Source organism: uncultured Merdimonas sp., from assembly GCF_963929015.1.
In the GTDB taxonomy this organism is placed as follows: Bacteria; Bacillota; Clostridia; order Lachnospirales; family Lachnospiraceae; genus Merdimonas.
In genome coordinates, this window is the sequence record NZ_CAWVHE010000003.1 from 155110 (window position 1) to 169425 (window position 14316).

General features: G+C 48.4%; 13 protein-coding genes. 9 read left to right on the forward strand and 4 right to left on the reverse strand.

What is annotated here, in order from left to right; all coding sequences use genetic code 11:
- Nucleotides 1–50 precede the first annotated feature (50 nt).
- Nucleotides 51–1829: an S-layer homology domain-containing protein gene (locus ABGT54_RS01565; RefSeq protein ID WP_346662534.1), complete on the forward strand. Its 1779-nt coding sequence runs from the start codon at nt 51–53 to the stop codon at nt 1827–1829.
- 74 nt (nt 1830–1903) lie between these two features.
- Here the strand turns inward: ABGT54_RS01565 and ABGT54_RS01570 are convergent, their stop codons facing one another.
- A complete protein-coding gene (locus ABGT54_RS01570) occupies nt 1904–3283 on the reverse strand; it encodes an MATE family efflux transporter (protein WP_346662535.1) in 1380 nt (459 codons plus the stop codon).
- Nucleotides 3284–3333: 50 nt separating this feature from the next.
- Entirely contained in the window at nt 3334–4476 is a 1143-nt protein-coding gene (locus ABGT54_RS01575; RefSeq protein ID WP_346662536.1) for a PucR family transcriptional regulator ligand-binding domain-containing protein, read from the reverse strand.
- Between the two features lie 269 nt (nt 4477–4745).
- Here ABGT54_RS01575 and ABGT54_RS01580 point away from each other — a divergent pair, with 269 nt between their 5' ends.
- From ABGT54_RS01580 to ABGT54_RS01590, 3 genes are all read left to right on the forward strand, one after another.
- Nucleotides 4746–5831 carry a cytosine permease gene (locus ABGT54_RS01580; protein ID WP_346662537.1) on the forward strand — a complete coding sequence of 362 codons (1086 nt, stop codon included), beginning with the start codon at nt 4746–4748 and terminating at the stop codon, nt 5829–5831.
- Nucleotides 5828–6928, forward strand: a complete 1101-nt coding sequence (locus ABGT54_RS01585) for a DUF917 domain-containing protein (protein WP_346662538.1) — start codon at nt 5828–5830, stop codon at nt 6926–6928. Before ABGT54_RS01580 ends, ABGT54_RS01585 begins: the two co-directional genes overlap by 4 nt.
- Before the next feature lie 130 nt (nt 6929–7058).
- Nucleotides 7059–7673 carry a cytidylate kinase-like family protein gene (locus tag ABGT54_RS01590; protein WP_346662539.1) on the forward strand — a complete coding sequence of 205 codons (615 nt, stop codon included), beginning with the start codon at nt 7059–7061 and terminating at the stop codon, nt 7671–7673.
- An 85-nt stretch (nt 7674–7758) separates the two neighbouring features.
- Here ABGT54_RS01590 and ABGT54_RS01595 read toward each other — a convergent pair whose 3' ends face one another.
- Nucleotides 7759–9138 carry an aldehyde dehydrogenase gene (locus ABGT54_RS01595; protein ID WP_346662540.1) on the reverse strand — a complete coding sequence of 460 codons (1380 nt, stop codon included), beginning with the start codon at nt 9136–9138 and terminating at the stop codon, nt 7759–7761.
- Nucleotides 9119–10405, reverse strand: coding sequence for an iron-containing alcohol dehydrogenase (locus ABGT54_RS01600; protein WP_346662541.1), 1287 nt, complete (start codon nt 10403–10405; stop codon nt 9119–9121). Before ABGT54_RS01600 ends, ABGT54_RS01595 begins: the two co-directional genes overlap by 20 nt.
- 191 nt (nt 10406–10596) lie before the next feature.
- Between ABGT54_RS01600 and ABGT54_RS01605 the strand changes: the two genes are divergently transcribed.
- The 5 genes from ABGT54_RS01605 (at nt 10597) to ABGT54_RS01625 (ending at nt 14308) form a co-directional block, all read left to right on the forward strand.
- Nucleotides 10597–11391: a Cof-type HAD-IIB family hydrolase gene (locus ABGT54_RS01605; protein WP_346662542.1), complete on the forward strand. Its 795-nt coding sequence runs from the start codon at nt 10597–10599 to the stop codon at nt 11389–11391.
- Nucleotides 11392–11539: 148 nt separating this feature from the next.
- The gene (locus ABGT54_RS01610; protein WP_346662543.1) at nt 11540–12079 is read left to right on the forward strand and encodes a hypothetical protein; all 540 of its coding nucleotides are present in this window, start codon (nt 11540–11542) and stop codon (nt 12077–12079) included.
- An 11-nt stretch (nt 12080–12090) separates the two neighbouring features.
- Complete coding sequence (locus ABGT54_RS01615) at nt 12091–12306, forward strand: helix-turn-helix transcriptional regulator (RefSeq protein ID WP_346662544.1); 216 nt, start codon at nt 12091–12093, stop codon at nt 12304–12306.
- Between the two features lie 148 nt (nt 12307–12454).
- The gene (gene greA, locus ABGT54_RS01620) at nt 12455–12955 is read left to right on the forward strand and encodes a transcription elongation factor GreA (RefSeq protein ID WP_346662545.1); all 501 of its coding nucleotides are present in this window, start codon (nt 12455–12457) and stop codon (nt 12953–12955) included.
- A 201-nt stretch (nt 12956–13156) separates the two neighbouring features.
- Entirely contained in the window at nt 13157–14308 is a 1152-nt protein-coding gene (locus ABGT54_RS01625) for a double-cubane-cluster-containing anaerobic reductase (RefSeq protein WP_346662546.1), read from the forward strand.
- The last annotated feature ends 8 nt before the right edge of the window (nt 14309–14316 follow it).

Sequence of the window (14316 nt, forward strand, 5' to 3'; positions counted from 1 at the left end):
GTATTTTTTATAATAGAAAAGCGAAAGTAAATGAAAAGGAGGAAAGTAGAATGGGTAAAAAAGTATGGAAGAAACTGGCGGCCTGTATTGCCGTAATGAGTATGATACTGTGCATGCTGCCGGTTTCTGCTTTTGCACAGGAAGATACGCCGGAAACGTATGTGGCGCTGGGTGACAGTATTACATCCGGTTACGGGCTTTCAGAGGATGAAAGCGCATTTCCTGCGCTGGTGGCAGAGACCTGTGGGCTTACGCTGGATAACCAGGGGATTGCGGGAGCGACATCAGCAGATCTTCTGGCAGGGCTGGGAGACGGCAGCCTGAAAGTCGCCGGGGCAGATGTAGTCACGATTACAGTTGGCGGCAATGATCTGATGGACGCGCTTTATACTTATCTGGCAAATCAGTATAACGCATCTGTGCCTGGGGGCGCCATGACGGCAGAAACGGTACAGACGGCCCTTATGACAGGAGATACGGCAATGCTTGCGTTTGCAATGGGTGTGGTGCCTTCTTTTGCTTCTTCCACGGAGGCAAAGACTGCCCTTGCAGGTTTTGGGGTGAACCTGGCGGGGATCATAAAGGCAATCCGTCTGCAAAACCAGGAAGCAATGATTATTTTTGTGACACAGTATAATCCTTATAAATATTTTGCAGAGCATATAACCGTACCGCTGGAACAGATCAAGACCCAGGCACAGGCGCTTGCATCTGCATTTGAGCTTGGCGTACAGGCAATGAATGCTGTGATCCTGCAGACCGAGGGACAGGCAGGATGCTTTGTGGCAGATGGTTATGGAGTGATTGCAGCGGCAGAAGAAGATCCTTGCAATGCAGCCTTTGATATGGCTTCTATGAAATTTAATCTGGATTTTCATCCCAATGCGTATGGGCATCAGCTGATCGCGGAAGAGGTATCTGGCGTGGTTAATACCATCAAGCAGCTTTCTGCAGCGCTGGAAGCACAGATTGCTGTGATTCAGGGTCTGACAGCGCTTACTGAGGTGGATCAGAAGACGGCGGAAACGGAAGAAAGCGCGAAAGCATGGGCAGAAACTCTGATCAGCGGGGTTCTTGCAGAAGGCGTGACAGCAGAAGTTCAGATTGTAGATTTTGAAGCTGCACAGGCTGGAGACAAAGAAAATGCAGAGGGGAAGGATGGCAGTTTCAAGATTGCTGTTTCACTGGCATATGGAGAGTTTGAGATTTCTGATGCGGTTGTGATAGACACCAGGATTACTGCAGAAGAATATACAGAGCCGGAACCGCCGAAGACAGACCTCCCGTATACAGATGTTGATGAAGACAGCTGGTTCTATGCCGAGGCAAAGTACGCTTACGAGAAAGGTCTTATGACCGGAATGGATGAGACTACTTTTGGGCCCGAAGTCATTCTGCCAAGAGCACAATTTGCGACAATACTTTATCGTATGGAAGGAGAACCGGAGACAGAATTTGAGGAGAAATTCCTGGATGTCGCAGACGGGCAGTTCTATACACTACCCGTTATGTGGGCAGAGGAGGCAGAAGTGGTAACCGGATATACCAATGGCAACTTTGGACCTTCTGATCCGATCAACCGGGAGCAGATGGCCACCATGATGTTCCGTTATGCAAATTATCTGGGGCTGGATACTTCACAGAGAACGGATGATATGGATTTCCCGGATGTTTCATATGTCAGTGATTTCGCGCAGGAGGCAATGTCCTGGTGTGTGGCGAATGAAATTATTACCGGTGATAACGGAAATCTGAATCCGCAGGGAGAAACGAACCGGGCAGTATGTGCAACCATCATCATCCGTTTCTATAAGTGCTACGGATTATAAATGGATCTTGCAACAGAGGAAAAGAAGGAATACGAGACAGGTTTATGATCTGAAACGAGAATGCGCGCTGCAGCTTATGATGCTGCGGCGCGCATTTTTTTGAGTGTTGACCGGAAACTGAAAGCAAACATAGTTGCGGTGGTGGCTACGGCAATGAAATCTGCAATGGGTTCTGCCAGAAAGACGGCCTGTACCTTGTCTTCCAGAAACAGGGGAAGAAGGTAGATCAGCGGAATCAGTACGATGATCTTCCGAAAGATTGCAAGGAAGGCGGACACTCTGGAGTTGCCAAAAGCGATAAAGGTCTGCTGGCAGGATATCTGCAGCCCCATCAGGATCACGGAGGCCATGTAGATACGAAGCGCCCAGCAGGCAAGAGCAGTCAGCTGGGGGTCGCTGGTGAAAATGGCGACAAAAATACCCGGAGTCAGTTCTGACAACAGCCAGAGGATAGCGGCAAAGCTGACGCAGCAGATAGTCTGGAGCCGAAATGCTTCTTTTACCCGGTCGGCGTTTCCGGCTCCGAAGTTAAAGCTGATGATAGGCTGTCCGCCCTGGGTCAGCCCCTGAAGAGGCAGCAGGGCAAACTGCATGACGCTGGAGAGAATGGTCATAGCGCCGACGGCCAGATCGCCGCCGTATTTTAAAAGGGAAGAATTAAAACACAGCACCAGGATGCTTTCTGTGGACTGCATGACAAAGGGAGCAACTCCCAGACCGATGCAAGGCAGCAGAACCCTGGAGCGGATCCTTAAGTTTTCCTTCTTCAGACGAAGAACGGTATTTGGGCCGGTTAAAAATCGAAGGGCCCATACAGCGCTGATGGCCTGGGAAAGGATCGTGGCAAGAGCAGCGCCCCGGACGCCCATATGAAATCCGAAAATAAAGACAGGATCCAGGATAATATTGGTGACAGCGCCGATTACAACTGTCATCATGCTGATCTTGGAGAATCCCTGCGCTGAGATGAACAGATTCATTCCCAGTGTCAGCTGTACAAAGATGGTGCCGATGGCGTAGATGGACATATAGTCCGTGGCATAGCCAATGGTATTTTCACTGGCGCCGAATAAAAGTAGAACCGGCCGCTGGAAGATCAGGATCAGTATCGTCAGCAGGATGGCGGCTGCCACAAGGGCGAAAAAACAGTTTCCCATGATCTGCTCTGCGCCCTCCTTATCTTTTCTTCCCATCAGGATGCTGGCTCTTGGCGCGCCGCCCATTCCAAGAAGAGAAGCAAAAGCGGAGACGATCATGATCAGCGGGAAGCAAACGCCTACGCCGGTCAGAGCGGCAGCCCCGGTCTCGGGGATGTGGCCGATATACATCCGGTCAACCATGTTGTAAAGTGCGTTTACAAGCTGAGAGGTGATGGCCGGTACAGCCAGGACAAAAAGCAGATGGCGGACAGACTCCCGCCCCAGGTCCACTTCATTGGACATACGCAGTTTCATAGATATATAGCCTTCTTTCTAGTGTGTGTTTCATTGCCGGATATGCAGACTTAAGGTTTCAGCAGTCGATGGATCTTATAAATGATGGACAGGGTTTCCAGAAAGTCCACTTCATTTTCTCCGTATTCCAGGATCTCCTTCAAACTGTTGATCCGGTAACGGACCGTGTTCTCATGGAGAAACATGGCGGCGCCGGTTTTTTTATAATCTGCGCCGTTTTCCATGAAACAACACAGGGTGTAAAACAGCTGGGAATGATTTTCCTCGTCATATTTCAGGAGAGGGCCGGCAGTCTCTTTGTAAAATTGCAGGAGAGCCGGATGATCCTGGATAGATACCAGAAGCCGCGTAATCCCCAGTCGGCGATAGTAGGCGGTCTGTCCCGGGCTGGCAGCATCTGCCGCGGCGTAAGCCTGGGAGATGCCGTCTCCCAGACGGGAAATGGGCTGGACATTGCTGATGCCGATCCGGGCTCCGGGAAGGTTCTGGCAGAGATAGTCGGTAATATCCTGGATGGTTTCCTGAAGCTGGCTGTCTGTTTTTTTGTGAAAACTGTAAGCCAGACAGAATCCGTCACGATATGTAGCCGAGAGGGAAGTGACTCCGTAGTAAAGCGGCTTGCTCAGGAGCATTTTTTCCTGCTGCTTTTCGGACATGGCGCAGAAAAATACCAGGACATGACTAAGAAAACTGGGATTTAGTTCCCGGATGATCTCTCGTTTTTCAGAGTCTGAAATGTGACCGGAGGTCAGGGCCAGCAGTTGATTGGTGACAAGCCTGCGGCTTTCCAGAGATAGTTTACATTCAATAATGCCGGAGATCACTGAAGAGTAGGGAACGTGTTCGCTGATAAAAATAACCGGCAGCTTATGTTTGTTACAAAGCTCCGCTGCTTCGGGAGGGATATCTTTGATGTATTGATCGATGATACATACGGCAGAAGCCTGGATAGAGAGGTACCGTTTTATGACCGTTATGATATAATCCGGATTATCTTTACCATAAAAAAAAGCGGTCAGATAAAAATCATGACGTGCGGTCAGATTATCCAGGATCGGATCGCAGACATCATGAGGAGTGTCATATACATTGGGAAAATGGACCGGGTTATCCAGGCCGGATTCTCCGGCGACCAGACGATAACCGTCCATAAATGGGAGTTTCAGGACATCTCTGACAGTCAGCTCTTTCATTTGTACATCAAATCCTTTCTTTTTTTATAATTCTAACAATTGTTGAAAAGAAAATCCAGTAATCTTTGTGAAATAAACAAAAAAGTTGAGGTTTTTTTAACAAAGAATGATGAAATACAGAAAAATGGCTGGTATACTTTACGATTAGGGGATTCAGATAGTTAGATTGAAGTAAATATAGGGGAGAGCAGACAGGGAAAAGGAAGGGGAAATGGTATGGCAGGAGAAAAGTTTGCCCTGGAACCGGTTGGCCCGGAAGAAAAAAAGGGATGGATATCGCTGGCGTTTGTACAGACAGGGATTATCGTATGCGTTCCATCGCTGCTTTTGGAAAACAAGGGGCGAGGTTCCTGGTAGGCACCACGATGCTGATTTCTATGGTAGGCTGGTCTGGGCTGAACTGTAATGTGTGTGGAGAATCCTTTGCCAGTCTTGTCAGAACGGCCTTTGGAATGGAGGTTCCAGTGATGGCTTCCTCGGTTTTCTGGGGGATCGTGATGCTGATCAGCGCCGTGTACGGGATGAATGCTTTTCGCAGGCTGGATGCTGTGGCGCTTCCTCTTCTTGTGCTGCTTATGATCCTTGGAACAATACTGGCATTTTTAAGATATGGAGCGGAGGGGTTATCTCTGCCGTCCGGGAACACGATGACATTTGTACAGGGGATGGGGCTTTCTTTTAGCTTTACTGCTGCCGGCGCTATTACAAGCGCGGATATCACCCGGTTTCAGAAGAGTAGAAAAGATACGGTAAAATCTGTTTTCTGGGGAATTATGCCGGCAGGGATTTTCACATTATGCCTGGGGATCCTGATGACAAAGATGACAGGAAATTATGATATTACATCGGTTCTTACATCTGTTGGTCTTCCGGTTTCCGGGGTGCTGGTCCTGATTCTTGCCACCTGGACGACCAATTCACTGAACGCTTATTCTGCGGGACTGGATGCAGTGATGGTATTTGGTATTCCCGATCAGAAAAGAAAGGCTGCGACAGCGGTTGCCGGCCTTGCGGGGATTGTGTTGGCCGCAGCGGGGATCCTGGGACATATGGAAACTTTTTTGAGTCTTCTTTCCTATGTTTTTTCTGCTGTTGGGGGAGTGATGACGGCAGATTACTGGATTGTGAGAAAGGGGAGAAAGGAATCCTGGCATGAGAAACGCGGGTGGAATCCTACCGGCGTTCTGGCGATGATCCTGGCCATTGGCGCGGCTGTGATCGTGAAGGTGGATTACTCGGGGATTATCTGGGGATTTTTTATATATCTGATAGTAGAGCGTCTGCTGCCCGGTTCCCGGGAAAAGGAGCTTCCGTCTACAGAAGAAGAACAAGGAAAAGGAAATGAGGAGAAATGAGGAAATTACAAAAGCAGGAGATTATTGATTTGTTGCATGGCTGTGCCGTGGCAGGAACCGGTGGCGGCGGAGAATTGTCGCTTGGGTTATCCCTTTTGGAGGAGGATTTTCAGAAAGGAAAGGATCTGTTCCTTGCCAAGCCGGAAGAGGTGCCGGCGGGTTCTTATGTCTGTGTGCCATATATGTGCGGCTCTCCGGCCAGTCTTGCCACTTGCGGAAAAGAGTATGCAAGGCTTCCGATGCTTGGGTACCCGGAATCTTTGCTTGCGTTCCGGACGCTGGAAGACTATTTCGGGAAACCGTTTTTTGGTGTGGTCGCGACAGAACTTGGAGGCGCGAACACCGCCTATGCACTACATACCGCATTTCAGCTGGGTGTGCCTGTGATTGACGGCGACCCTGCCGGCCGGTCGGTGCCGGAACTTCAGCACAGCTCCTTTTATGTGGAAGGAATCCCGATGGCCCCGGTAGCTGTGGCCACTCAGTTTGGGGATACGATGATTATCAAAGACGTGGTAGACGATATGCGCTGTGAAGACATTATCCGATCCATTGCCGTAGCCAGTGGAAATAAAATCGGTGTAGCGGATCATGCTGTAACAGGAGAGCAGCTTCGCCACGCCATTATCCCGCATACGCTTTCCTACGCTATGGAGATCGGAAAGGTAATGCGCCTTGCGAAAGCACAGGAAAAAAATGCGGCAGAAAAGATCTGCGAAGCGGTGGATGGAAAGATTTTATTTACCGGAACGGTGACAAAGACTTTCTATGAGGAAGAGGGAGGATTTGTCCTTGGAGAGATCCATTTGAGCGGAACAGGAAATTATAAAAAAGAAAATTACGGAATCTGGTTTAAAAACGAAAATCTTGTGGCTTACCGGAATGGAAAAGTGGATGTTTCCTGCCCGGATCTGATCTGCGTCATAGATGACGCGGGGAACCCGGTGACGAACCCTTATGCAAGATCTGGCCAGAAGCTGACTGTATTTGCCCTTCCGGCGCCGGCAGTCTGGAAAACAGAAGACGGGATTGACGTCCTGGGTCCGAGAAGCTTTGGATTTCATTTTGATTATATTCCTTTTTCGGAGAGAGAATAAAAAAAGAGATTATATAAAAAAGATTATAAAAAAAGAGATTATTGGTTGAAATATCTGTCAATTTAGAGGAAACTGCGTTATAATGAAAGAAGATACCTGCAGGATACTTCGTGAGGAAGGGGGATTCTCTATGACAGAACCAAGGATCATCACCATAGGCCGTGAATTTGGAAGCGGCGGACACGAAATCGGAAACTTGCTTGCCACCAGGCTGGATATTCCGCTTTATGATAACAATCTGATCCGGATGGTAGCGGAAAAACTGGATATCCGGGAAGAGACGGCGCGCGCCGTGGACGAGACGACATTAAATAGTTTCCTGACTGGATTTGTATTGGATCCCATCGAGCAGTCCAGCCGGCTGAACGGGACAGAATATGTACCGCCGCTGACCCAGCAGGTATATGAGCTGCAGTGCGACATCATCCGCAGGCTGGCAGACAGAGGATCCTGCATTATCGTAGGCCGGTGTGCAGATTATGTGCTGCGGGATCATAAAAACTGCATCAATATATTTATCTGTGCAGGCTTGGAAGACCGGGTATCAAGAATAGCAAGAAAATATGACATTTCCGAGCGGAAAGCGGCAGATAAGATCAAGCGGATGGATCGCGAGAGAAGAAACTATTATGAATCTCATACCGGACAGGAGTGGGGAAGCATCGAATCCCATCATATGCTCCTGAATGTGAGCCGTCTGGGAATAGAACGGGCAGTAGACTTGCTGGAAAAAATGTGCAGATAGAAGATTGTTAAGTTACTAACAGGGGACGTAGACCTTTTGCAAAGGTCTACGTCCCCAATTGCATTTTACCCTGTACCTGATTGAATTATTTCAGGAAAAACCGTACCATTTTTTCGTGTATTTTCCGGTAAGGCTGATAGCGCATAGGCAGATCCAGCCAGTTTTTTTTGTCTACAATGCTCTTGTAGTGGGAGAAGGTATCGAAGCCGGTCTTGCCGTGATAGGCGCCCATTCCGCTTTCGCCGAAGCCGCCAAATCCCATCTGGGTGGTGGCCAGATGGATGATGGTGTCGTTGATGCACCCGCCGCCGAAACCGCAGTGGGCGGTTACCTGTCTTGCGGCTTTTTTGTTGGATGTGAACAGATAAAGCGCCAGTGGGTGGGGCCTGGAGTTGATGTTTCGGATCACTTCGTCCAGATGGTCAAAGACCAGGATGGGCATGATGGGGCCGAAGATTTCTTCCTGCATGACAGGGTCGGCAAACGTGACGTTATCCATGACGGTGGGTTCGATACGCAGAGTTCTGCGGTCGGATTTTCCTCCGTGTATGACTTTGGCGTTGTCGATCAGTCCCAGGATCCGGTCGAAATGTTTTTCGTTGATGATTTTCCCGTAATTGGTATTTTTTAATGGCTGTTTGCCAAATTGTTTCTGGATTTGTCTTTGTACTTCTTTGATCAACTTTTCTTTGACAGAGCGGTGGCAGTAAATATAGTCCGGCGCCACGCAGGTCTGCCCGCAGTTCAGATATTTGCCGAATACGATTCTCCGGGCTGCCAGCCGGATGTTGGCGGAGGCGTCTACGATGCAGGGACTTTTGCCTCCCAGCTCCAGAGTGACCGGAGTCAGATGTTCGGCGGCGCTTTGCATGACTTTCTTTCCTACAGACTGACTGCCTGTAAAGAAAATATAGTCAAAATGTTCTTTTAGAAGGCAGGTATTCTCTGCACGGCCGCCGGTAACAACAGCTACATATTGTGGATCAAAGCACTGGGACAGGATCTGGAGGATTACGTCGCTGGTGCAGGGGGAATAAGCGCTTGGCTTCACGACAGCAGTGTTTCCTGCAGCCAGCGCGTCCACCAGAGGTGACAGCGTCAGCATAAAAGGATAGTTCCATGGACTCATGATCAAAGTCACGCCGTAAGGCAATGGCTTTTGATAACTGTGAGAATGAAACTGGGCAAGCGGCGTAAGCACTGTCTTTTCCCGGGCAAATTTTCGGATGTGTTTTAGCAGATAGCTGATTTCTTCCAGAACCAGCCCCGTTTCGCACATATAACTTTCAAAACTGCTTTTTCCCAGATCTTTGCGAAGAGCCGTGTGGATCTCTTTTTCGCATTCGGAGATGACCGCATACAATTTTTTTAAAGCTGCGATCCGAAATGGGATGGGAAGAGTTGCCCCTGTTTGAAAATATTTTCTCTGCGTAGTGACGATTTCTTTAATTTCCTGTTCTGTCATGGATGTCCGCTCCTTCCACATTTGTTTCTTCCTGGTCTTTGATAACGCTGCTGTCTGCTGTGTCTTCATCTGTCATCAACATATAATAGAAAGGTTCCAGTTCGGCGGCGTTCATCAGGACCGGTACCGGATAGAGGGGGTTGGCTTCTTTGTCTGCGTAATGCGCCAGCTTGGGAATGTCTTCTTCTCGGATTTCCGGGATCCGGTTGCCGATGCCAAACCGTTCTTTCATCAGTTTGATGGCTTCAATAAACCGTCCCGCAGCTTCATCGCTGGGGGTGTCTTTTTCGGCAAGGGAGGCCGCAATGGCAAGGCGGTGCAGCTTTTTGTGGATTTTTGCCCCGTAAGCTTCCAGCACCATCGGCAGGATTACGGCGTTGGCATATCCGTGGGGAACATTGTATTCTCCGCCAAGAGAATGAGCGATGGCGTGCACATAGCCTACATAGGATTTGGTAAATGCACAGCCTGCATAGAAAGAAGCGTGCAGCATATTCCGGCGTGCATCAATGTTGCTGCCATCTTCATAGACCTTGTCGATATTTTCAAAAATCAGCTGTACGGCCAGAAGCGCATCTTTTCTGGTGCCGTAAGTGGTAGAATTGCCAATATAGGCTTCCACTGCGTGGGTCAGAGCATCCATGCCGGTGGTGGCCGTGATAAAAGGCGGAAGACTAAGGGTAACTTTTGGATCCAGCACGGCGTACCGTGGGATCAGTGGAAAATCGTTGATGGCATATTTGTAACGGGTCCGGGCGTCTGTGATCACAGCAGCCAGCGTTGTTTCACTGCCGGTGCCAGCGGTAGTTGGCACAGCCATCAAGAGGGGCAATTTTTTATGTACCTTAAGGATACCCTTCATTTTTGCAAGGGACTGGCCGGGTTTCACTGCCCGGGCGCCAACCGCTTTGGCGCAGTCCATACTGGAGCCGCCGCCAAATCCAATGATGCAGTCACATCCCTGGCTCCGGTAGAGTTCCAGGGCTTCGGCTACATTGTCTGTAGTGGGGTTGGCTACGGTTTTATCATACATGCAGTATGGAATCCCCTCAGTTGTAAGAGCTTTTTCCAGGCGTCCGGTCAGGCCGAGTTTGCGGATCCCGGCATCGGTGATGATCAGAACTTTACTGCAGTGCTTTTTCTGGATCACTTCCGGCAGCGCTTTGACACTGCCGACGACTTTGGGCTTGCGATAGGGCAGGAACGGAAGAGCGATTTTCAGACCAGTCTGAAAAGTCCTGCAATATATTTTTTTGAAATGATTCATAATAAAGATCCTTTCCGGCGAAAAACGCGCATTTTTACATATTTTACACAAAAAAATATTAGCAGTTGCGAGAAGGTTTGTCAATAAACCTAAGTTGCCAGACGGAGTGGAAAATATCTATAATAGAAGGGATTGCAGGTAATGGATGTTACATCTGAAAGCAACAAAAAAAGGAAGAAAAAGGAGAAAATATGGAGAAAAAAGCAGCGCTGTTTTTTGATATTGACGGGACTCTGATCGATGATCATACCAACGAATTGCCGGAGAGTGCGGCAGAAGCAATCAGACGGGCCCGTGCGGCCGGACATCTTGTGTTTATCAATACCGGGCGGACGGTCTGCAGCGTGCCGGTCCGGCTGCGGCTTATGGGCATTGACGGTCTGCTTTGTGGATGCGGCACATATATCAATTATCGGCATGGTATTTTGCTGGAGCATCCCATTCCAGAAGAAAGAGGGTATCGATATATCGATGCTATGATACGTTTTGGAATGGAAGGTTTTCTGGAGGGGACAGAGGACGTATACTTTTCTGAAAGGATCAGCCGGTTTGAAAATGTGGAGAGCACCCGGCGTTATATGGCGTCCCTGGGACTGGGTGTGGAGAGAAACTATGAGAAGAAAGGATTTTGTTATGACAAACTGTTGGTCTGTACCGACGCGCAGAGCCGTAAAGAAGAGTTCTTCCAGGCAATTGCGGAAGATCTGGTTCCGATCGATCGGACCCGGGGTGTTTATGAATGTATCCAAAAAGGATACTCCAAAGCAACAGCCATAGAATTTATACGGAAATATCTGAATCTGGACCTGGATCAGATCTATGTGTTCGGCGACAGCAGCAATGACCTTTCTATGTTTGCGTATGCCAGGCATGGAGTTGCAATGGGCGAGCATGATCCGGTGCTGGACGACTATGCGGAGTATATTACCGATACGGTGAAGAATGACGGGATTCGGAAGGCCATGGAACATCTGGGGCTGATTTAGCTGGCAGGGATACATGGAGTGGATGGGAAGGGGGAGCTGCATACAGATACGGAACTTTGTACTTGACTTCAAAAGATATCCGTGCTACCATAAATTTAATGATAAACATTAAATAATTATCGTAATACATGCAATGGGAGAGAAGCGAATGAACGAAGAAGGAAAAGTACAGGAAGAAAGAACCGTTCAGGTCAATGATTTTGCGGTGGATACGCAGAAGGAAGGAAGAAAAAGAACACCCAGAAGGCTGAAAGTACTTCTGGGGCTGTCGTTAGTTGTGACAGGATTCGCGGCGCTTGGCTGCCTGTGGTCTTTGCCGTGGATGATAAAAGCAAGGGAGTGGGAAGAGGCCGGCGCGGTGGCTTTTGCAGGGCGGATCCTCTTTGTTTTCACCATTTTGATTAGTTTTGCTGGTCTGATCTGTATCGCGAAAGACCTGCATGCAGGCAAGATGTTTTCCGGGACGCTGGCCAGGTGCGTGCTGCTGCTGGGAGTGATTTATATGGCGGCGTCTGTATGGATCCCCAGAATTCCCGGTTATCATTCATCCGGGTATGAGATCTTATCCAGCGATGAGTTTGTACTGATCGACGGAACCATTCTGCTTCCGGGGCTTTTGCTTCTCGTTTTGGGAAGCCTGATCCGGGAAGGGGTCCGGATGCAGAAAGAAAAAGAGGAAATATTGTAGGAGGTACCGTCATGGCGATCATATTAAGACTGGACCGGGTGATGGCAGACAGGAAGATGTCGTTAAATGAATTGTCCGAAAGGGTGGGAATCTCCAATGTAAATCTTTCCAACCTGAAAACAGGAAAGGTAAAGGCCGTGCGGTTTTCCACTCTGGACGCCATCTGCGATGTGCTGGACTGCCAGCCCGGGGATATATTGGAATACAAAAGAAATCCGGATCAGTAAGAAAGAAACAGGGAAAATATCATAGCATGCGATGTAGATGCGACAAATTTACAGCTGCGGACACATAGAGACAGGCAGATGAAGCACTTTGGCCGGAGAACCAGATATTTACCAGATATTAAGAAAAATAGAAGAAAGAGGGAAAAAAATGGGCGAACAGTTGACGCCAAACGACGTAAAAAAGATCAAAGAAGAAATCGAGTACAGGAAACTGGTGGTGCGGAAAAAAGAACTGGAGGCAGTAAAAGAAGCAAGAGCCCAGGGAGATTTAAGTGAAAACTTTGAATATAAAGCCGCAAAGCAGGATAAAAACCGTAACGAAAGCAGAATCCGCTATCTGGAGCGGATGCTGAAACATGCCCGGATCGTTTCCGATCGGTCAGCCGACGATGAAGTGGGCATCAACAATACCGTAGATCTCTATTTTGAAGATGACGAAGAAATAGAAACATATCGGCTGGTAACCAGCATCCGGGCCAATTCCATGGAGGGCAAAATCAGCATCGAATCCCCTCTTGGAAAAGCCATTCGCGGACATAAGACAGGCGACCGCGTATATGTAAAAACCGGGGAAGGCGGGTATTATGTAGAAATCCGGAAGATTGACAAGTCAACAGACGATACAGAAGATCAGCTGCGGAAGTACTAATGGGGACGTAGTAAAATGCAAAAGGTCTACGTCCCAAATTGCGTTTTGCCCTGTCACTTTTTGGCAAGAGGGGTGTACCCGACTGCTTTTTATTGAATGAATCTATATCTTTTATTATTTTTTTGAATTGGAGAGAATGTTTTTACGCTGTTAAAATAAGGGGTAGTACAGTAAATATGACAGAATGGAGAGGAGATTTTTATGGAAGTTATTAAGGATCTGCCAGAAGTTTTTGAAGAGTTTGCGGAGCAGCGTAAAAAATCGTTCCTGGCTGTGAAGGAATTGAAGGATAAGGGAGTCCCGGTGGTCGGCGCGTACTGCACATATTTTCCGCAGGAGATTGCAATGGCCATGGGAGCCGCTACCGTTGGCCTTTGCTCTACGTCTGACGAGACGATAGCGGTGGCGGAAAAAGATCTGCCAAAGAATTTGTGCCCGCTGATCAAGTCCAGTTACGGATTTGCAGTTACGGATAAGTGTCCGTTCTTCTATTTTTCGGATGTGGTTGTGGGAGAGACGACTTGCGACGGGAAAAAGAAAATGTATGAATATATGTCGGAGTTTAAGGATGTGTTCCTGATGGAGCTTCCCAATACGCAGGGAGAGCAGGCATTTCGGCTGTGGAAAAGTGAGATCATCCGGTTTAAAGAGTATCTGGAGAAAAAATTCCATGTGGAGATTACCGAAGAGCAGATCCGTGACGCCATCAGGGTCAATAATGCAGGGCGCAGATCACTGCGCCGTCTCTATGAGGTGATGCGTCATGATCCGGCTCCCATCACAGGCCATGATCTCTTTAAGGTTCTTTATGGCAGCACCTTTAAGTTTGATCGTTCCAAGATCCCGGAGGAAGTAGACACACTGACAGACAAGATTGAAAAAGAATACGCGCAGGGAAAAATGCAGGAAAAGAAGCCGCGGATCCTGGTGACCGGATGCCCTATTGGCGGAGCCACAGAAAAGGTGATCGACGCCATTGAAAACAACGGCGGCATCGTAGTTACTTATGAAAACTGCAGCGGAGCAAAATCTATTGACAAACTGGTGGATGAGGAGAATCCGGACGTATACGATGCCCTGGCAAGAAGATACCTGGATATCGGGTGCTCTGTTATGACGCCGAACCCCAATCGTCTGGAACTGCTGGGACGCCTGATTGACGAGTATCAGGTGGACGGTGTGGTGGAAATGGTACTGCAGGCCTGTCACACCTATAATGTGGAAAGTACCGGCATCCGCAGATTTGTAAATGAGAAGAAAAAGATACCGTATATTGGTGTGGAGACAGATTATTCTCAGGCAGATATCGGGCAGTTAAATACCCGGATCGCTGCATTTATTGAAATGTTATAAGACATACG